Origin of the sequence: Vibrio sp. ABG19, assembly GCF_029962385.1 — a bacterium.
Taxonomy (GTDB): Bacteria; Pseudomonadota; Gammaproteobacteria; order Enterobacterales; family Vibrionaceae; genus Vibrio; species Vibrio ostreae.
In genome coordinates this window covers 336,209-356,176 of the sequence record NZ_CP071707.1, presented here as the reverse complement: position 1 = coordinate 356,176, position 19,968 = coordinate 336,209, and the positions used below count along the sequence as shown (strand labels likewise).

18 protein-coding genes are annotated in these 19,968 nt (G+C 48.4%); 11 read left to right on the top strand and 7 right to left on the bottom strand.

The features are described 5' to 3' along the window. Positions 1 to 143: 143 nt before the first annotated feature. Complete coding sequence (locus J0X00_RS01575; RefSeq protein WP_136483717.1) at positions 144 to 413, bottom strand: Lpp/OprI family alanine-zipper lipoprotein; 270 nt, start codon at positions 411 to 413, stop codon at positions 144 to 146. A 446-nt stretch (positions 414 to 859) separates the two neighbouring features. On the opposite strand from J0X00_RS01575, the gene J0X00_RS01570 reads away from it, so the two are divergent. Next, on the top strand, positions 860 to 2,194 hold the full coding sequence (locus tag J0X00_RS01570; protein WP_136483718.1) for a DEAD/DEAH box helicase: 1,335 nt from the start codon (positions 860 to 862) through the stop codon (positions 2,192 to 2,194). A gap of 110 nt (positions 2,195 to 2,304) precedes the next feature. On the opposite strand, the gene J0X00_RS01565 is transcribed toward J0X00_RS01570, so the two are convergent. Then, positions 2,305 to 3,945 carry a methyl-accepting chemotaxis protein gene (locus J0X00_RS01565; RefSeq protein ID WP_282476826.1) on the bottom strand — a complete coding sequence of 547 codons (1,641 nt, stop codon included), beginning with the start codon at positions 3,943 to 3,945 and terminating at the stop codon, positions 2,305 to 2,307. Positions 3,946 to 4,349: 404 nt separating this feature from the next. On the opposite strand from J0X00_RS01565, the gene J0X00_RS01560 reads away from it, so the two are divergent. From J0X00_RS01560 to pstB, 4 genes are all read left to right on the top strand, one after another. Beyond that, the gene (locus tag J0X00_RS01560; RefSeq protein ID WP_136483720.1) at positions 4,350 to 5,171 is read left to right on the top strand and encodes a phosphate ABC transporter substrate-binding protein; all 822 of its coding nucleotides are present in this window, start codon (positions 4,350 to 4,352) and stop codon (positions 5,169 to 5,171) included. 97 nt (positions 5,172 to 5,268) lie between these two features. Next, entirely contained in the window at positions 5,269 to 6,201 is a 933-nt protein-coding gene (pstC, locus tag J0X00_RS01555) for a phosphate ABC transporter permease subunit PstC (protein WP_136483721.1), read from the top strand. A 5-nt stretch (positions 6,202 to 6,206) separates the two neighbouring features. Next, positions 6,207 to 7,070, top strand: a complete 864-nt coding sequence (gene pstA / locus J0X00_RS01550) for a phosphate ABC transporter permease PstA (RefSeq protein WP_136483722.1) — start codon at positions 6,207 to 6,209, stop codon at positions 7,068 to 7,070. A 50-nt stretch (positions 7,071 to 7,120) separates the two neighbouring features. Continuing rightward, a complete protein-coding gene (pstB, locus tag J0X00_RS01545; RefSeq protein WP_136483723.1) occupies positions 7,121 to 7,870 on the top strand; it encodes a phosphate ABC transporter ATP-binding protein PstB in 750 nt (249 codons plus the stop codon). 354 nt (positions 7,871 to 8,224) lie between these two features. Here the strand turns inward: pstB and J0X00_RS01540 are convergent, their stop codons facing one another. Together J0X00_RS01540 and J0X00_RS01535 are read right to left on the bottom strand one after the other, a co-directional pair. Further along, positions 8,225 to 9,604 (bottom strand): YjiH family protein, encoded by a 1,380-nt coding sequence (locus J0X00_RS01540; RefSeq protein ID WP_218561597.1) that lies wholly within the window; start codon positions 9,602 to 9,604, stop codon positions 8,225 to 8,227. Positions 9,605 to 9,981: 377 nt separating this feature from the next. Then, entirely contained in the window at positions 9,982 to 11,658 is a 1,677-nt protein-coding gene (locus J0X00_RS01535) for a SulP family inorganic anion transporter (protein WP_282476825.1), read from the bottom strand. Between the two features lie 176 nt (positions 11,659 to 11,834). Here J0X00_RS01535 and J0X00_RS01530 point away from each other — a divergent pair, with 176 nt between their 5' ends. From J0X00_RS01530 to J0X00_RS01520, 3 genes are all read left to right on the top strand, one after another. Beyond that, positions 11,835 to 12,536 (top strand): hypothetical protein, encoded by a 702-nt coding sequence (locus tag J0X00_RS01530; RefSeq protein ID WP_282476824.1) that lies wholly within the window; start codon positions 11,835 to 11,837, stop codon positions 12,534 to 12,536. A gap of 227 nt (positions 12,537 to 12,763) precedes the next feature. Continuing rightward, complete coding sequence (locus J0X00_RS01525; protein ID WP_136483726.1) at positions 12,764 to 13,063, top strand: isoamylase early set domain-containing protein; 300 nt, start codon at positions 12,764 to 12,766, stop codon at positions 13,061 to 13,063. Positions 13,064 to 13,277: 214 nt separating this feature from the next. After that, the gene (locus J0X00_RS01520; RefSeq protein WP_282476823.1) at positions 13,278 to 14,630 is read left to right on the top strand and encodes a peptidoglycan DD-metalloendopeptidase family protein; all 1,353 of its coding nucleotides are present in this window, start codon (positions 13,278 to 13,280) and stop codon (positions 14,628 to 14,630) included. Between the two features lie 151 nt (positions 14,631 to 14,781). Here the strand turns inward: J0X00_RS01520 and J0X00_RS01515 are convergent, their stop codons facing one another. Both J0X00_RS01515 and J0X00_RS01510 read right to left on the bottom strand, forming a co-directional pair. Next, positions 14,782 to 16,689, bottom strand: a complete 1,908-nt coding sequence (locus J0X00_RS01515; protein ID WP_282476822.1) for a GGDEF domain-containing phosphodiesterase — start codon at positions 16,687 to 16,689, stop codon at positions 14,782 to 14,784. Positions 16,690 to 16,887: 198 nt separating this feature from the next. Continuing rightward, positions 16,888 to 17,790: a LysR family transcriptional regulator gene (locus J0X00_RS01510; protein ID WP_136483729.1), complete on the bottom strand. Its 903-nt coding sequence runs from the start codon at positions 17,788 to 17,790 to the stop codon at positions 16,888 to 16,890. 189 nt (positions 17,791 to 17,979) lie between these two features. Here J0X00_RS01510 and uraH point away from each other — a divergent pair, with 189 nt between their 5' ends. From uraH to J0X00_RS01495, 3 genes are all read left to right on the top strand, one after another. Further along, positions 17,980 to 18,387, top strand: coding sequence for a hydroxyisourate hydrolase (gene uraH / locus J0X00_RS01505; protein WP_240798128.1), 408 nt, complete (start codon positions 17,980 to 17,982; stop codon positions 18,385 to 18,387). Between the two features lie 159 nt (positions 18,388 to 18,546). After that, on the top strand, positions 18,547 to 18,897 hold the full coding sequence (locus J0X00_RS01500) for a hypothetical protein (RefSeq protein ID WP_136483730.1): 351 nt from the start codon (positions 18,547 to 18,549) through the stop codon (positions 18,895 to 18,897). A gap of 130 nt (positions 18,898 to 19,027) precedes the next feature. After that, positions 19,028 to 19,162: a hypothetical protein gene (locus J0X00_RS01495; protein WP_256611436.1), complete on the top strand. Its 135-nt coding sequence runs from the start codon at positions 19,028 to 19,030 to the stop codon at positions 19,160 to 19,162. Between the two features lie 134 nt (positions 19,163 to 19,296). Here the strand turns inward: J0X00_RS01495 and J0X00_RS01490 are convergent, their stop codons facing one another. Next, complete coding sequence (locus J0X00_RS01490) at positions 19,297 to 19,908, bottom strand: glutaredoxin (RefSeq protein ID WP_282476821.1); 612 nt, start codon at positions 19,906 to 19,908, stop codon at positions 19,297 to 19,299. Between the last annotated feature and the right edge of the window lie 60 nt (positions 19,909 to 19,968).

The window sequence follows — 19,968 nt, the reverse complement described above, 5'->3', positions numbered from 1 at the left end:
CCGTTGAACACGTTTATCATTTGTCGCCGTGTTGCCGCTGGCCATTTAGTCAGATGTTTTGTCACACAGTCAACAAGTTAGCGCTGAATGCAGACATAAAAAAAGAGCCTCATCAGAGGCTCTTTTTTCAATTCTACAAAGGCTTACTTGGTGTAAGACTGTGCGATATTGTCAATGCGCTCGTTTGCACGTGCAGCTTCTTCCTGAGCTGACATTGCAGCATCAGAAGTTGCATTCAGCTTAGACATCATTTGAGATTGGCTGTTTTGCAGAGAAGATACTTGATTGCTCAGATCGCTTACTTGGTTGCTAAGTTGATCCAGTTTAGAAGAGGTTGCTTCGTCTGGACCTGATGCACAGCCAGCCAGTACTAGTACAGATGACGCTGCAGCTGCGATTAACATTTTGTTCATGCTGAACTCCTTGTTTACATTTATCAAAAACGCCCTATACATTTTTGCCCATATAGTGACGAATTAAAGTGTAGACACTATTTTAGCCTTCGACTACCGGGAAAAAGTCAAAATAATCCAAATTTTTACCAATTAATCAAATAATTGACCTTCATCTCAAGCTGAGTCTTGCTTTGCTTCGTTATCTAAAGGCCGATTTTGGGCTAAATTAAGTATAGATGGTAATCACACAAGCCTTAACGTATAAGGCTTTGAGAGCTTTATCCTTGTTTTGATGAAGGTTCATGGGGGCACTAATGAAGGCAGGAGAGGCTTAACCGTAATGAAAACCAGATTATTTTGTGTGATCTCTATCTATTGATGTTCTATTCGCGTTATCATACCGCGTTTTTAATTTTGACCCCTGCCTTGCGGCGCAAGGCTTGATAACGATATTGGAGAATCCTTTGCAGTTCAAAGACTTAGGTTTAGATAATCGCTTACTGAAAACACTGGCACATTATGATTTCAAGCAGGCGACCCAAATCCAACAGCAGGCTATTCCTGTTGCTATAGCCGGAAAAGATCTTCTGGCTTCATCCAAAACGGGTTCGGGTAAAACGCTAGCCTTTTTGTTGCCGATGCTGCATAAAGCATTAAAAACCAAGGCATTGTCTGCTCGCGATCCACGTGGTTTGATTCTGGTACCAACCCGTGAACTTGCCAAGCAAGTGTACAGTGAACTGCGTTCAGTGCTGTCGGGACTGAGCTATACCGCGACCCTTATTACCGGTGGTGAAAACTTCAATGACCAGGTTAAGGCACTGCGCCGTGGTCCGAAATTCATCGTAGCGACTCCCGGACGTCTCGCTGACCACCTTGAGCATCGTTCACTGTTTCTGGAAGGTCTGGACACCCTGATCCTCGATGAAGCGGACCGCATGCTGGATCTGGGTTTTGCTCCTCAGTTGCGTCATATCCACAACGTGGCAAAGCACCGTCGCCGCCAGACCCTGATGTTCTCTGCGACGTTGGATCATGCTCAGGTGAATGACATTGCGTATGAAATGCTGAATGAGCCGAAGCGCATTGCCATTGGTGGTGCCAACGAACAGCACAAAGATATTACCCAACGTTTTTATCTGTGTGATCATCTGGATCACAAAGAGGCGTTACTGGAACGTGTGCTCAGTGATGCCGATTATCGTCAGGTCATTATTTTTACTGCGACCCGTAACGATACCGAGCGCCTGACGGCCAAGTTGAACGAGCAAAAACTCAAAGCGGTGGCACTGAGCGGTAACCTGAATCAGACGCAGCGCAATACCATCATGAGTCAGTTTGAGCGTGCGGTATTTAAGATTCTGGTGACCACCGATGTTGCTTCGCGCGGTCTGGATATCGCGAATGTCACCCACGTGATTAACTTTGATATGCCTAAACATACGGAAGAGTATGTACACAGGGTTGGTCGTACCGGTCGTGCCGGCAATAAAGGCGATGCAGTTTCTCTGGTCGGGCCGAAAGACTGGGACAGCTTTAAGCGGGTTGAGGCCTTTTTGCAACAGGATCTTCAGTTTGATGTGCTGGAAGGCCTGCAAGGTAAGTTTAAAGGGTTGAAACCGCGTCAGGCACAGAATGACAAGGTTACGGCACGCAACGCGAAAGCGAAACCTCAGGCGAAGAAAGTCGCGAAGAAACCGGTCAAACGCGATAAAGGTTTCTATGATCATGTGGCAGTCGGTGATTCGGTATTTATTCCGAAAAAGAAAGTTGCCCCTAAGGTTGATGACGGCGAGTAATGACTGTTCAGTCAAGCCGGTTGGTTTAACAATTAGTCAGTGTTATCGGTAAATAATAAGGCCGCCCTTTGCAGGGGCGGCCTGATTATTTTGAGTGAAAGCGGGTATTTCTATACCTTAAAATAATCCAACTGCTGTTTCTGCTGTTCGGCCAGGGCGGATAGTTCCTGGCTGGCGGTGGCTGATTGGGTAATGCCGGTGACATTCTGGCTCACCAGGTCATAAATATTGCCCAGGTTACGGTTAATATCTGAGGTAACCTGATTTTGCTCTTCAGACGCTGATGCAACCTGGGTATTGAGCGCACTCAGTTCTGCGATTGCCTGGTTAATCGCTTGCAGTGCACCGCTGACCTGTGCTGACAGAGATTGGTTCTCTTCCAGCATTTTCAGGCTGGAGTTCATGCTGTCGTTGGCGATACCGGATTGATCCTGCAGGTCTTCAATAATGGCCTGGATTTCTTTCGTCGAATCCTGGGTTCGAGCTGCCAGCATACGCACTTCGTCGGCAACCACGGCAAAGCCGCGTCCGCTTTCGCCGGCACGCGCAGCCTCGATGGCTGCATTCAGCGCCAGTAGGTTAGTCTGTTCAGATATGCCCTGAATCACTTCAATCACTTTGCCGATTTTTTCGGACTGCTCTTTCAGGTTGTTCACCACGTTGGCTGCATCACCCAGTTTGTCAGCCATCAGCGCGTTAGCACGGTTGCTCTGTTCAAACATGGCCATACTGCTTTGTGCCTGCTGGTTGGCACTCTTAGCGGCCTGATCGGCCTGAGTCGCGTTATCGGTCACGGTGCTGGCGGCAATTTCCATCTGGTTTACCGCTGAAGCAACTTGCTCGACTTCCTGTTTTTCCTGATCGGAGTTCACGCTGGACTGCGTCATTACCGCAGCCAGTTCCGTTGCCGAAGAGGCCACGTCATCACTGATGCGTACCAATGCGCCGACAGTGCTGCGCAACTGAGTCACGGTACTGTTGATATCGCGTGCCAGCAGCGTCACTTCGTTATCACCGTCTTCGTCTGCGTTTACTAACAGGTTGCCTTGTGCAACTTCACGCACCACACTCTGCAGCTTTTGAATCGGGGTGACGATAACGCCGGCCAGATACCATGCGAACGCCGCGGCAAACAGCAGAACAAAAATCAGGCCGGTTATCGACATGTTCATCACACTGTGATTGTGTTCCTCGCTCAGATGGACTTTTTCGAGCGCTAAACGATTAAGCTCTTTTGACAGAGCATCAATGGCTTTGATCATGACAGCACCTTGATCACGATACACATCCATCGCCCGCGTATATTCGGCGTCAAATGCGGCTGAAGTCTGCTGGTGATGTTTGACGTTAAGCAGGGGAATCATGGTTTTAATTGAGTAATCCACATAATCCTGCATCGCGTTTTTCAGCTGTTGCACTTCTTCGTTCAGTTCAGGAATAGTGCCAATCGACTGCAGGTGAGCCAGGTTGTCACTCTGACGCTGTTTTAATACGGATGGCAGGACTTTGACTTCTTCCGGCTTGAATAAGCTATAGATGGCACTAATACGCATTGCATAAGTGTTGTCTATAATTTTAGTCACTTCGTCTTTGTGATTGATCAGCGCTTCGGTTGATTGGGTCATGTCACGAAACGCATCTTTAAGGGTGGATGTACTGTATATAATGCCGGAGATGAGTAACAGCATTGTCATAAATACCGGTACCACCACCTGCAGTTTAATCGACAAACCGCTGAGTAGCTGGCGCATTGAAATTCCTCTTCTGAAATATGAGATAAAAATGAATTAACACTTAACTAGGATGTTATTTTGATTATTAAAATAATTCGCTGATGATATCGGCTAACTACAAGATATCAATAGGGATTTAATAGAAAAGTCATCTGACTTATTCCTTTTGGTCTTAGTTTCAACAGAGGAATGTTATTGATTTTGTCACAAGATCAATAAAAGCGGGCTGCATCAGAATTCACTTATTAAGTGATTGGTTTTGCTAACGAAGTTAACTGTGGTGCTGATTTACCTTGGTTGCCGGTATGACACTCTGTCATGCACTGTTCAATTTATTGAAACATAATTGTCATATTCGCGGCCTAAAGTGACACTCGTTCAAGTGACACACAACGGCAATAAAGCCACTAAAGGAAATTGTGATGAAAAAGACAGTAATCGGTGCAATCGCTCTGCTAGGTGCTCTGGCAGTAAATCCAGTTTCAGCAAAAGAGACCATCTCTGCAGTTGGCTCGAGCAGCGTAACACCACTGATGGAAGTTTTCTCTGAAACATACATGAAAAAGAATTCAGACGTGTTTATTGAAGTACAAGGCCCGGGTTCGTCAGCGGGTATTAAAGCTGCGAAGAACGGCAGCGCAGATATCGGCATGTCTTCTCGTAACCTGAAAGATTCTGAAAAAGAATCAAACCTGGTTGAAGAAGTCATTGCTCGCGATGGTATCGCGGTTGTGGTTAACCCAAGCAACAAAGTGAAAGGCCTGACCGCTGAACAAGTTTCAGCTATTTATAAAGGTGAAGTCTCTAACTGGAAAGAAGTGGGTGGCGAAGACAAACCAATCGTTGCTATCACTCGTGACACAGCATCAGGTACTCGCGGCGCATTTGAAGAAATCATGGAACTGAAAATGAAAGTTTCTGGTAAAACTGTGTCTGCGATTTCTCAGCGAGCTCAGGTTGCAAACGGTAACGGTGGCCTGAAAACTATGGTTGCTTCTAACCCATACGCAATCGGCTACATCTCTCTGGGTACGGTTGACAACTCAGTACACGCTCTGGCAATCGACGGTGTGAATGCCAGTGTTGACAATGTGAAGAGCGGTTCTTACAAAGTAGCTCGTCCATTCCTGGTTCTGTACAAGAAAGGCCAGCCTTCAGCAGAGACTCAGAAATTCCTGGATTGGATGCTGACTGATGAAGCACAGGAAATCGTAGGTTCTCACCACTACATCTCTGTGAAGTAAGATATTCCGTTACAACCAATCAGTAGTTTGCTCAGCCCGCTTGCTTAGGGCTGAGCGTTTTCAATCCACATCGACTCGCTCGACAAGTGAGATGAATATGACCATCGCGACAAATAGTGATCAGCTTATGAACAGTGAATCGACACAGCTATCCAAACGCACTTTGCGTGAGAAAAAGCGTATCGACTGGAGAGAGCGCATTTTCCACGGTTTGTTCTTAACCAGTGCCGTCATCGGTATCGTCTCTCTGGCGATTATTGCTTATTTTATCATCCGGGAAAGTATTCCCGCATTTCAGGAAGCCGGTGTATCCGGTATCGTTCTGGGCCAAAACTGGCTGCCACCGGCACTGTACGGCGTGGCGACCATGATTGTCGCCTCCGTTGTCTCTACCTTTGGTGCCGTGATTGTCGGGGTGCCAATTGGTGTCCTGACCGCTATTTTTATCGCTGAGATTGCTCCTAAACGTGTCGCGGACATCATTCGCCCGGCGGTAGAGCTGCTGGCAGGTATTCCTTCGGTGGTTTACGGCTTCTTTGGTCTGGTTATCATTGTTCCTCTGATTCAGAACATCTTTCAGGTTCCGGCAGGTAACACCATTCTGGCCGGTATTATTGTGCTGGGTGTGATGATCCTGCCAACCGTGATTACCGTTTCTGAAACATCCATTCGTGCCGTGCCGAAAACTTATAAAGAAGGTTCTCTGGCGCTGGGCGCATCGAATATCTACACCATTTTTAAGTTGCTTGTGCCTGCTGCTCGTTCAGGGATTATGACCGGCGTGATTCTGGGCATTGGTCGTGCTCTGGGTGAAACCATGGCGATCATCATGGTGATGGGGAATGCGCCGGCGATGCCGCAGGGCATCCTTGATTCTGCGCGTACCCTGACCGCGAACATTGCGATCGAAATGTCATACGCGAGCGGTGTTCACGCCAATGCGCTGTATGCCACCGGCGTGGTATTGCTGGTGTTTATCATGATGCTCAATGCGGCATTGCTGTACCTGAACCGCGAGAAAGCGAGGTAATCCCCATGGATCGTGTAAAACTGAAACAAGCGCGTGAATTTAAAGATAACGTACTGCGCAGCTTGATCTGGATTGCGGCGGCACTGACCGTTGGTTTTCTGTTCTGGATCATCTGGTACATTCTGTCTAACGGCCTGCAGCACGTGGACTGGAATTTCATCAGCGACAATTACACTCGTACCGGGGAAGAGCATGGTATCTTCCCGATGATCGTCTCAACCATTTATATGGTAGTGGCCTCTATTGCTGTGGCCGCTCCGCTCGGTATTATGACGGCTATTTACCTGACCGAATATGCCAAAGTCGGCAGTCGCCTGGTTAAGGTGATTCGTTTCTGTACTGAATCTCTGGCCGGTATCCCATCGATTATTTTCGGTCTGTTTGGTATGACTTTCTTCGTTGCGATTCTGGGGCTGGGCTTTTCAATTCTGTCGGGCGCGCTGACGCTGAGTATTCTGATTCTGCCCGTCATTATCCGTACCACAGAAGAAGCGTTGATGTCTGTACCGCAAACCTATCGTGAAGGCTCCTACGGCCTTGGTGCTTCTAAAATCTATACTATCTGGCGTTTGATTTTGCCAAGCGCAATGCCAGGTATTCTGACTTCAGTCATTCTGAGTATCGGTCGGGTGATCGGTGAATCGGCTCCGGTCTTTCTGACCGCAGGCATGGTGGCACGTATTCCGGATTCATTAATGGATTCCGGGCGTACCCTGACGGTTCACCTTTACAAGCTGACTACCGAGCTGTTCACTGTTGAAGAGTGGAACCAGGCTTACGGTACAGCAACGGTCCTGATTGTCGTCGTGTTGCTCATCAACATGATTACCAAATTGATCGCCAAGCGATTCAATACGGCGACTTACTAATCCGTAATTTACTCGTGTACTACGACTGACAGAATTGAAGAGATAACACAATGAACAAATTCAACATTGAAAACCTGAACCTGTTTTACGGTGAAAACCAGGCACTGAAATCGATCAACCTGCCAATCCCGACTCGTCAGGTAACGGCGCTGATCGGCCCGTCCGGCTGTGGTAAATCGACGCTACTGCGTTGTCTTAACCGCATGAATGACCTGATTGAAGGGGTTAAAATTACCGGTAAGCTGACCATGGACGGCGACGACGTGTATGGCAATATCGATGTCGCGGATTTACGCATTCGCGTTGGTATGGTGTTCCAAAAGCCAAACCCATTCCCGATGAGCATTTATGAAAACGTTGCTTACGGCCTGCGTGCGCAGGGTATCAAAGACAAAAAACACATTGATGAAGTGGTTGAAAGCTCGCTACGCGGTGCGGCGCTGTGGGATGAAGTAAAAGATCGTCTTAAGTCGCATGCGTTTGGTCTGTCTGGTGGGCAGCAGCAACGTTTGTGTATTGCTCGTACTATCGCGATGCAGCCTGACGTGATCCTGATGGATGAACCGACGTCCGCGCTGGACCCGATTGCGACCCACAAAATTGAAGAGCTGATGGAAGAGCTGAAGAAGAACTACACCATCGTCATTGTGACGCACTCCATGCAGCAGGCTCGTCGTATTTCCGATCGCACGGCCTTCTTCCTGATGGGAGAGCTGGTGGAACACGATGAAACTCAGAATATCTTTAATGAGCCGAGAGACGATCGCACTCGCGGCTATGTGAATGGGGACTTTGGCTAAGCCCCCTCACTGTTGAACGGATTATAACTATAAAGCGATGGTAACCTTGCCCCTCATCTTGAGGGGCTTTTTTTGTTTGCTTATCGGGCGTTATCGGATCATCAGCCTGTTGTATACAGCTCTTTATGCTTGAACGCATTCATCTGTTCACCGATAGCACAAACCAACGTTTGTTTACCATCCCCGCATGTGGGCTGTTTTAACGATTGGCGGAGTATGATGGCCAAAGCACAGGATATAGAGCGGTTTTCGCTAGGCGCTTTGTTGATAGGAGTGAATGGAAAGTAAGCCGGTGATAAACCAAAACAGCCTCACACAGTGAGGCTGTTTTGCATCGTTTTGTTACAACCGGAATCAGAAAATCAGGTGGGCAACACCAGCGATCACAGGCAGTGTGATCAGGGTGCGCAGGATGAAAATCACGAACAGCTCGACAATGTTGACCGGAATACGGCTGCCCAGTAGCAAAGCACCCACTTCGGATAAGTAGATCAGCTGTGTTACCGACATGGCGGCAATCACAAAACGGGTCATTTCGTTATCGATTGAAGCGGCCAGAATTGCCGGAATGAACATGTCGGCAAACCCCACAACCATGGTCTGTGATGCCTGAACTGCTTCCGGAATGCCCAATAGTTCTAGGTAAGGCACAAACGGCTGACCCAGAATCGAGAACACAGAGGTATATTCAGCGATAACCAGCGCAATCGTACCCAGACCCATCACCACAGGCAGTACCCCGAATACCATATCAACAGCGTTGCGTACGCCTTCAGCCAATACGTGTTTCAGCGAACCAACTTGTCCAGCTTTAGCCAGCGCCAGATCCATGCCCCATGAAAACGCAGTATGCCCTTGTGGTACCGCATCTTGATCTGCTTGCGGCTTACTGCCATCGATGTAGGTATCTTTCTTCAGGCTAAGTGGTGGCAGACGAGGGATGATCACTGCAGCAACCAAACCAGCCAGACAGATAGCGGCATAGAATGGCAAGAACAGATGCTCCAGGCCTACCTGTGCAATGACGATCAGGCTGAAAGTAATTGATACTGCAGAAAAGGTGGTGCCAACGACCGCAGCTTCACGTTGAGTATAAAATTTACCTTCGTACTGTTTACTGGTCAGCAGAATACCGACACTGCCGTCACCCAGCCAAGAAGCCACACAGTCAATCGCACTGCGTCCTGGCAGGTTAAACAGCGGACGCATGATCTTGCTCAGCAATGCACCCATCAGTTCCAGCAAACCAAAGTTCAACAGCAGCGGCAGCAACAGGCCAGCGAAAATAAATACTGAGAACAAGGTCGGTAGCAGGCCTTCCAGCACCAGACCACCGGTGTTTTCTTCCCAAACCGCTTTAGGACCAATTTGGAAAAAGGTCATGATCACTGCCGCGCCGCCAATGATACGTACCACGAGCCAGATCCAGTTCGGATTGAACAGGCCATTCAGAAACGGACGTTGAGTGATCCAGGCCGGCTGGAAAAGTTTGGTCAACACGGAAGCAACCGACATAAAAGCGATGATGATGGTCACGATAGCAACCAGGCTGTCACCCAGTACCGCTTGAATCGATTTGGCCAGAATAGCGACAGGAATCGTCAGAGAGTCCTGATAGCTGATCGGTGCCATAAACAGGAAAAGCCCGATCAGAGAAGGGATCAGGAACATCCAGAAGCTGCCGGAAGAAGTGTTTTCTGCCGGTGATTTAATAGTTTGAGCGTTATCTTGCATTGCGTCTCTCGTGATACCACTGGTTCAAGTAATACCCACTCCCTGGCATAGTCATTCACTCAATATCCCTATTTACTCATGCACGCAAGAATATCTAGTTTTTATGTTTTGAGCAATACTATTCATTAAATATCGTTAAATATTCACTTTATTTCACTAGTGAGTGGCTGCAATATAGTTAATTGTTTGGTTATTGTTACATTGGTGAATGGAATGTTTAAAATGGTTTGTGCTTTTTATGTGACCATGAACACAGTCCCATAGCGCGTTATGGTGAAAGAACACAAAAGAGGTTAATAACTCAGCATTGCGGTCAAAAAACACCCCTGATTTGTAAATTCAGGGGTGGAGAGGACAAAATGGGTAATTAGTAATGTTCAGTTGAAGGATGGATTCTTGTCTGTGGCCGCTTCTGTCATGGCCAGCGCAGCGCCCAGGGCATGATGAAAATCCGGCTGGATATTCTGCTCACCCAGCAAGGCGACAATTCCTGCCCGACGCAGCTTGTGTGCCACTCTGGGATTGGCACCGGAGAGCAAGACATTAACCTGCTGGTGTTGGAAGCGGCTCACCATCTCTTCCAGTGTCTGCAAGCCGGTAATATCCATAAAAGGCACCCACTTCAGACGAATGATCAAAATACGGGGCGGCTGGGCGATACTGGTCATGACTCGCTCAAAGCTCTCTGCGGCGGCAAAAAAGAAGGGGCCGTCCAGAGCGTAGACCGCGATGTCGCGAGGTAATACGGTCAGGTTGTACTCGCGAAGTTCCTGGCTGAGATCCTGACTGGTATTGGCGGTGACCTCAACACTGGCTGCCATGCGTTTGACAAAATGCAGAATAGCAAGAATAACCCCGATATTGACGGCGACGACCAGATCGGCAAACACGGTCAACAAGAAAGTTATCAGCAGGATCACCACATCGGCGCGTGGCGCCCGGCGGACAAGTTTCACGAAGTGGCCTGCCTCACTCATATTCCACGCCACCACAAACAATATCGCGCTCAGTGTAGCAAGCGGGATGTTAACGGCCAGCGGCGCCAGGGCCAGAATAATCACCACCAGAGTCAGGGCATGCACCACGCCGGCAATCGGGCTGTTGCCCCCATTACGGATATTGGTTGCAGTGCGTGCGATTGCTCCGGTCGCGGCGATGCCGCCAAACAGGGGAGTAATCATATTCGCGATGCCTTGGCCAACCAGTTCCTGATTGGAGTTGTGTTTGGTGCCCGCCATGCCATCAGCGACGACCGCAGACAGCAAAGATTCAATCGCACCCAACATGGCGATGGCAAAGGCCGGTCCAATCAGACTGAGAACTTGCGCCAGGCTGACATCGGGGACGGACAAATCGGGCAGGCCCTGGGGAATACCGCCATATGCAGACCCTATGGTTCGAACCCCCTCGAACTGGAGGCAATATTGCAGCACGGTGACCACAACCACAGCGACTAAAGGGCCGGGAATTCTATTCAAGCGCGGAATTTTAGGCGTGAGCAGCACCAAGGCCAGAGATAACAGCGCCAGCAGCGTAGTGGTGAGATCCAGATGCGGCAACGTTTGCAGCAGAGCCAGCAGTTTCTGATGAAAATGTTCGGCGTGAATTGCGGGCAGACCAAAAAATTCGCGCCACTGACCAACCCAGATGATGACACCGATGCCGCTGGTAAATCCGACGATAACCGGATCGGGAATGAAACGGATGATACTGCCGAGCTTACTGATGCCGAGCAGCAGTAAAATGGCTCCGGCCATCATGGTGGCGATTTGTAGCCCCACGATGCCGTGTTCAGAGACTATTCCCGCCAGAATGACAATAAATGCGCCGGTGGGGCCTGCTATCTGAACCCGGGATCCACCGCATAACGACACTATGATACCGGCAAAAATGGCAGTATAAATGCCTTGCTCGGGTTTGACTCCGGACGCAATCGCAAATGCCATGGCCAGTGGCAGCGCCACGACACCGACGATCAGACCGGCAACGAGATTACGTGTCCAGTGGCCGGATTTAAGTAAGCCGGCCTGATAGGACTCATAGATGGCAAACATAAGAAAAACCTTACAAAAGTAATGGTGATGAGCGAGTGGATTCTACGCTCATTGCTAACGCTGTAAAGTGAAACCCGGGGCGCTGCACATTTTGCTTGTGCTCCGGTAAACCGGGGTCAAGATTGAGGTATAGTGCCCGCTAATCGTGGTGTATTGGGGTGGTTAGCGAGGCCAGAATGATGAAGAGCCCGCTTTTTGCAGGCAACCGCCTGGAGGCGAATCGCTTGGAAGATAAACGCTTGGGAGAAAAAACAATGAGAAAACGCGGGCTGCCGATTCCTTTAATATTACTGACGCCACTGTTGTTGTTGGTGTTGGTCGTAGCCGCAGGGGTGTATCGGTTCTCTTTGTCGGATGATGACATTCTGGCCAAATTTCCTTCCCGTCCGGCCAGCAGCGATGAGATTGTCGAACAATTATTTGATGTTAAGGTTAGTGCACCTTTAACGATTGGCGTGCCTGGCTCTTTTGCTTTTGCCTTGATCAATCGTCGCGATGATGTCCGGGGATTGCTATTGGGTTCTTACGATTCAGGTCAGCAACGTGGCGAGGTGGCGCTCGATGCCAGGACTGTGCTCAAACTGGCGCAATACTCTCAGCGGTATGGCTATGCCGGTATTATCCGGGTATCTGATCAGAGCCGTGCTCTGATGTACTATCTCGCCTTGTTTGAGTTTGATGCCCAGCGGCAACGCATGGTGATGACTGACAGTCTTTGGTTAGGCGATCGTATTGTGGTGCAGGCATTAGAACAAAAGGATGACCAACTTAACGTTTCTCTGCTGACTCATGATGAGAATCAGGCTGTGAGTGATGTCCCGACAAAGTTTAAGTCTATACTAGTGGGTATATCGCAGAAATATCAGTTAATTCAATAACAATGAACAGCCAGTGTCACTGCAGGCGTAGTGCCCGGACTGTGCAATATCTGCCGGGTGTCCAAAGCCGCTGATGCGTACTGAACATCTGTGGCTGGTTCGTTTCACGTATGACTGACGACTTTATACAGAGCTGATTTTCTTATCTGCAGATGATGCTTTTTTCTACAGCAGGTTAGTTTTATAGTCAGCGAGCGGAGTGATTTTTTCAAAAATGGAGTTTTGACATGATTAATAAGCGTTTCTTTAAAACCAAAGATGAAGTGGAAGTGACGTTTGAGCTGGACGTTCCGTCACAAGCCTCAACGGTCGAAATTGTGGCTGATTTTCTTGGTTGGCAGCCTGAACCCATGAAAAAAGTGGCCAAAACCGGCACCTTTAAATACAAAACGCGTTTACCTAAAGATGGTGAGTATCAGTTCCGCTATCTGCTCGATACTGAGCAGTGGGTCAATGATGCTGAGGCCGATCAATACATCCCGAACGGTTTTGGCGAAGATAACTGCCTGGTGAAAACGTATCAGTAGCCAATTTATCCGTTGCTGAGATGTCGCCCCCTGCTTAGTGAGCCATTCTATCCGGGTGGGCGAGCATAATATCAGCGAAATCTAACATAAATCTTACAAGGCACTGCGGTGCCTTTTTAATCTGCGATTGACACTGTATGACACTCTACAGGTGACTTTTAGCCAAAAAAAACTTACTCTTTGTGCTCTTTTAACATTATCCACGGGTTAGATTGTGCTACCGAAGTCTTTAATATTACGATTTTCTGAGCTTTCTAAACGCAAGAAAGCATCAGTTGTAGGATTACCCCTACTGGCAGTGGCAGCCATCTCATCTTCGCTTAACAGTCCTTCGTATCCACGAACTATCGAATTGTCGATTCCAGAATCGCAAATCGTGGAGTCGATTCTGTCTGATTCGGCAGACTCACAGCGGGTCTATCCGGATTATGAATATGAGATTCAATCTGGTGATAATCTGAGCTCTATCTTCACGCAACTGGGATTTACCTACCAGGAAATGATGAAGGTAATGGAAACCGATTTAAACTACCTCGCACTGGATACGCTGAAACCGGGCAATATTTTGCGCTTCTGGAAAGGTCAGGATGGTAAGAGCCTGGCCAAAATGGAGCTGGAATTCAGCATGGTCGAGCGCGCGGTGTATTCTCGAACACCGGATGGTGGCTACGAGTTCAAGGACGTTAAAATTCCGGGCAAATGGAAAGAGTTTGCGTTGATTGGTGAAATTCAGGGCAGTTTCTCGCAGTCGGCAAATCAGTTGGGTCTGGGAAGCTCAGATATCGATCAGATAGTGACGTTGCTGAAAGATAAAATTAATTTTGGGCGTGATTTGCGTGCCGGTGACCGGTTCGAAGTTGTGCTATCGCGTCAATACGTTGGCGATAAACTGACGGGCAACCGTGAGATTCAGGCGATTAAGATTTTGGGTCGCAGTAATGAAGTCACCGCGTATCTTTACAAAGATGGTCAGTATTACGATAAAAATGGTGAGAGCCTGCAACGCGCTTTCCAGCGCTATCCAAGTGCTCACAAGTGGCGTATGTCTTCACCGTTTGATCCGCAGCGTCGTCATCCGGTGACTGGTCGCATCGCGCCGCATAACGGCACTGACTTTGCTGCGCCGACCGGCACACCGGTCTTAGCAACCGGTGATGGTGTAGTCGTGATGACCCGCAACCATCCTTACGCCGGTAAGTACGTGGTGATTAACCATGGCAGTACCTATACCACGCGTTATCTGCACCTGAGTAAAATTCTGGTTCACAAAGGCCAGAAGATTACCCGTGGTCAACGTATTGCTTTGTCTGGTGCTACCGGTCGAGTTACCGGGCCGCATATCCATTATGAGTTGATTGTACGCGGACATCCGGTCAATCCGATGACGGCGAAAATTCCAATGGCAAATTCAGTGCCGAAAAAGGATATGGCGAATTTTATCGCGCGTCGTGATCAGCTCGACACCATGCTGGAACAGCAGGAAGGTTTACTGGCCGCAAACCAGGCCGAGACATCGTCCGCCAATGAAGTTTCAGCCAGCGAAGCAACACCGGAATCAGGCTCTTAATGAGCAGTGTGCCGGGTCAATAGGTTGCCGGGTATCACCAGCGTTGTATGACAAAGGCCCTGTATTACAGGGCCTTTTTTTATGCGCTCGCCCGGCCAAACCACGTTGACCACCACCAACCTCGCCGCCGTGTTAACCGCGATGATGAGGGTTAATCGCGATAAATGTCTTGATCGGGATGATTACTTTGATCGGGACGACTGGTCTGTTCGGCGTTTTCTGAACGGGTACCGGCCAGCTTAGCGCGGTTTTCACGCCACAGCTGAGCAATGTGGGCCGGCCTGTCCGGTTTTGAGAAAAAGTAGCCCTGAATTTGCTCACAGCCCATCGAATAGAGCTTGTCTAACTCATCCTGGCTTTCCACGCCTTCGGCGACCAAGTCGACCTGTAACTGTTTGGCGAGCTGGATAATCAGCCAGACGACCCGCTCCGAGTTTTCATTGCACAACATGTTGCGAATAAAGCTGGCGTCTATCTTGATGCAGTCGATCGGATAACTATGGATGTAATTGAGACTGGAATAGCCGGTGCCAAAATCATCCAGTGCGACGGTAAAACCGAGTTCTCTTAGTCGGTCGAGAATATACTTCACCTCATTGGTTTGTGATAATAGCACCGTCTCGGTCAGCTCAATGGTGAACTCATGAGGAGCGAACTGATAACGGTTGAGTGTGTGCATTAAGTGATTGAGATAACGGGTCGAATTGGTTAATTCATACGCAGAGCAGTTGAGGCCTAACTTAACTTTGTAACCCAGTTCCGCCTCTAACGCGGCCTTGGCTTCACAGGCCAGTTCGACAATACGCTCCCCAAGTTCAATGATCAGCCCGGACTGCTCGGCCGCTTCGATAAACTCAACCGGAGAAATGAAGCCCATGCTGTGATGGTTCCAGCGCGCCAGGACTTCATAATAGTTCCAATCGCTCTGGCCACGCTGCACGATGGGCTGTACGACTATAAAAATTTCCGCCTCGGTGACACTGGTTTTATCCAGTTCACTGCGCAGAGCGTCAATGATTTGAGTGCGGCGGTGATACTGACTGCTCAGGTGAGTGTCATAGCAGCGAATCTGGCTGCTGCGGCTCTGTTTACAATCTTTCAGCGCCAGGCTGGCATTGAGTATCAGCTGGTCAGCGCTAATCGCTTCCGGTCCTTTTTTCGCAATACCGATACTGAGGCTGACTTTGATGCGATGGGACGGATCGAAGTAGCCTTGTTCGAGTTTATCGAGAATGGAACGGCAAATTTTGAGTGGGTCTGATGAGTAGGTGATAAATGCGAACTCATCGCCGGCAATCCGAAATGTCAGGTTCTCCTCACGCACGCATTGCACGATCGAATTAGCGACAAACCGAATGATCTGGTCGCCAATATAGTGCCCATACAGGTCATTGATGGCCTTAAAATTGTCAATATCAAGGTAGGCGAGCGTAAACGGCTCACTGCTGGTCTCGACCAGACGCTCTAATTTATCTGACAGATAATTGCGGTTCATCAGGTTGGTCAGATTGTCATGCGACACTTCATAACTCAGCTGATTGACCAGGCTGTCAGAGCGCTCAGATAACCATTTGTTACGCAGCGAATGGACGATGATGCGCGCAATAATACGATGGTATTCCACCATGCTCCCTTCATCGTGCATGGTTTCGGTAAAGGTTGAAATCAATATCCCCAGCACTTCGCCATTGTTGGTGCGCAAAGGTACGCCGATATACGACTCAATCTGATTGTCTGCCAGAAAATCATCAAACGGAAAAATCTTACTGACCTGAGAGGGAAACAGGCAAAACTCCTGTTTAGATTTTGCCACCTGCTCACAAGGGGTGCCTTTCAACTGGTAGCACGGGCTGACTTTCAGTTCCTTGCCGGCCGCATAGGAGAGAGGATGGGCCTTGTAATGAGATTTATCGAGTTCGACAATGCAGGTACAAAACGTGCTGAAATGCGAATGCAGCACTCTGGCCGCTCTGTCCAGCAATGCGTGCTCTTCCAGCAGAAGCAATTCGTTTATGGTTTCCAGACTAACGGCGTTTCTAGCCAGTGACGTTGTAGTCATAATTCGCACTCACGTTGTCTCAGACAGACTGATGGGAATTAAGTAACTGATATCATATTATGCTCTTGGTTACTATGGCTGAAATTATCACAATTTTCCACTATCTGCGCGGCTCTGCGCAGATAAGTAGTATTAGTTATCGCAAATCAACATGTTACTTAGTTTTACCTGAATGAATGCTTTTTTCGGTTTGCGACATTATCCAAAGGTGAGCATTTTGTCCTGTGACTGAGCCAGTTTCTGTTTGAGGAAATTGAGAAACAACTGGGTGCGCGTGTGCTGATAATCCAGTTTCGGGTAGTAGGCATAGACCGTGGCCTGATCGATAGTAATGTCAGGTAAAATACGCACCAATGCTCCTTGTCTGAGTTCTTCTTTCAGCATGACATGGTTGGAGACCACAATACCCATGCCACATTTACCGGCATAAAACAGGGCTTCAGGGTTGGTCGTCGCAAAGTTACCCGATACCGTGATACGTTGATTATTACTGGTTTTCATCTCGCGCCGGGTCTGCTCACCCCAGCATAAGACATTGTGGTTATTAAGATCTTGTAGCCGGGTTGGCATGCCGTTCCGCTGCAGATATTGCGGAGAGGCGTAAAAGCCGGCGTGATGCTCAAATAGGGCTGTCGCTTTAAAGCTGAGGGAATTGAGCTGCTCGATTTCACGGCTGATGAACAGGTCAAGATGCAGTTCAGGTAACTGGCCTGGCGTTGTGGTCGTCAACTGGATACGAATATCGGGATAAAGATGAAGAAACTCGTCGACATATTGCATCAGGAATTTTGAACCTACCGCCAAAGTGGCACCGATTTTTAGCAGTCCGGCCGGGCTTTGGTTGAGCGAGCGGGTTTCATCGACGACAGATTGCCAGCTTTCCAGCTGTGACTTGGCTCGCTGATAAAAAAGTGCACCAGCTTCGGTCTGGGTGACCGAGCGGGTAGTTCGCTTGAGCAGTTGAACGCCAATGCGCTCCTCTAGCCAATGGATACGTTTGCTGACCGCTGAGCTGGTGGTATTGAGCTTGCGTGCCGCACCATTAAAGCTGCCTTCCTCAACCACGCGGGTATAAGTGGTAACACTTTGCAGCCAATCCATAACATATTCCTATCGAGCGCTCTTTTCGGTGGGGAAAACTGAGCCAATGGTTAAAGAGCACCACTATAAACACTTTTCTCCGGGAATAAACCCTTAGCCGTACGGAAAAATTTTGCATCAGTTGAAATATTTATCGCAGTCTCCGGGTCTTGTGATGGGCATATTCATTACAAACAGAGGTAACTATAAATGGTTAAGCAAACACCTATGACCCGGTTTATTCAACGTAGCTTGGCGGCTGCTGCTTTATTGATTAGTGTGCCAGCTTTGGCTGATGTCAGCGTGCATGTGCTGGATACCAATCAGGGTTTACCAGGGCAAGGCGTCGATGTGCGTTTCTATCAGCAGTTGAACGGTGAATGGCAGTTACTGTCCGAGCAAACCACTAATGCTCAGGGACGCATCAACAGTTTTGCTTTAGGCGACGGAGATCACTACCGGGTGGTTTTTGATGTTGCTCCATTCTTTGACAAGCAACATATCGACAGTTTCTACAGTGAAATTCCGGTTGAATTCAATGTGACGGATAAAGACGCACATTATCACATTCCTCTGCTATTGAGCCCTTACGCTTATTCTACTTACCGCGGCAATTAAGTTAAGCTTGAGCGATAACGCGTGGGTGGCTTTGGCCACCCATTTTTAATGCCCGGCGGTTCGCCCAGCGCAAAGATAATTACCGGGGATGTCGTATTGCTGATGCAGGCCGGGCACCTTATCGTTATAATCCGGCACTGCAATCAAAGAGGAAGCAAGATGCAACAGAATGAGTTTGAAGCGCTGGTAAAAGAACTATGTGCGAAAGAATCACTGCCACAAGCGCTCGAATTGCTGAAGCAATCGGATGACGCGGATATCGCGCAAGCGGCACACTCTCTGAGTGGTCAGTTTGCTCTGGCTGATATTGAAGGTGAACAACGTATCTATCATGTGTTTGTGCAGACTGATGAACAGGGCGTAGAGCAGGAATACGTTGAGCACATCATGAACGAAGGTGAAGATGTGATTAAGTTTGTAGCCTGGTTCTTTGAGGCGCTGTTTGATGTCAAAGTGAAGGACACTTATCAGGCGGCGGGTAAGACCTATAAACAGCCTAAACGCAGCTAATTTGTTGTGTAATTACTGCTTTTCGTTGTTTAATTACTTTAAAGTGTGACCTGTGTCTTGTTTTATCCCATTTTGATGCTATATTAACTTCAATATGTAGTTAAATTACATCTTAGTGTGGGAGGAAATCATGGGTAATGATTTAGGTGCACTGTACATGAGTCAAGTGATCGGTCAGCAGCTGATGCATGCAGAGCTGTACGGCAAAATTAAGCCGAAGAAAAAGTCTTTCATCAAAACATTGTGGAAGAAGATCAGCCGCTAACGCGAGCCATCAATATTATCGAAGCCCTGGTTGTCACAACCGGGGCTTTTCGTTTTTATCCGGGGTTGAAACTATATGGCATCGAAACTATATGGAATCGAAACATGGGATGGTAACTCCAGAGCAATGCTGTGCTATTCACCACTGACCGGGCTTGAGAAGTGGATAACATTGTTGCTGTCCGTATGGCTTTTGAGCCAATCTTCAAGCGCATCACAACCGCCAATGTAGTCACCGTTAAGCCAGATCTGCGGTACGGTGACCGGAGTTTTACCACCGATATGCGCTTTGACTTCCGGGATCATACGATACAGGGCGGCACTCTCTTTCACAACATCATGATACTGATAGCGAATACCAGCGGTATCGAGCAGCTTCTTGGCTTTTTGACAATATGGGCAGTTGTATTTACCAAAGACAATATTGCCCTGTAATCTGTCGCGTTTGACCCATTCGCTGATCACAGCCTGAATAAACGCTCCCCGGTTGAGGGCTTCTCCCTGGCTGACGACCCGATTTTCCACCGTCACAATAGGTGCGTGCCATGCGCCGAAGCGCAGTGGCTGCCACCAGTTGCTGAGCCAGTCTTTGATTTCCAGATCGACCGGTACATCCAGTAGTTCATTGCGTAAACTATCTTCCAGGATATCTTTGCTTAATGTGCATTCACCGCATGGTATTTTGACTTTAAACGGGCCAAACTGCCCAGCCCACCGATAAAGTGTCACTTTAATTGGCTTGGTCATCCTCATTCCTCTGAATCTTGATTTGAGCCCGATTAATCATCAGCATAAGCATTCGCTGTC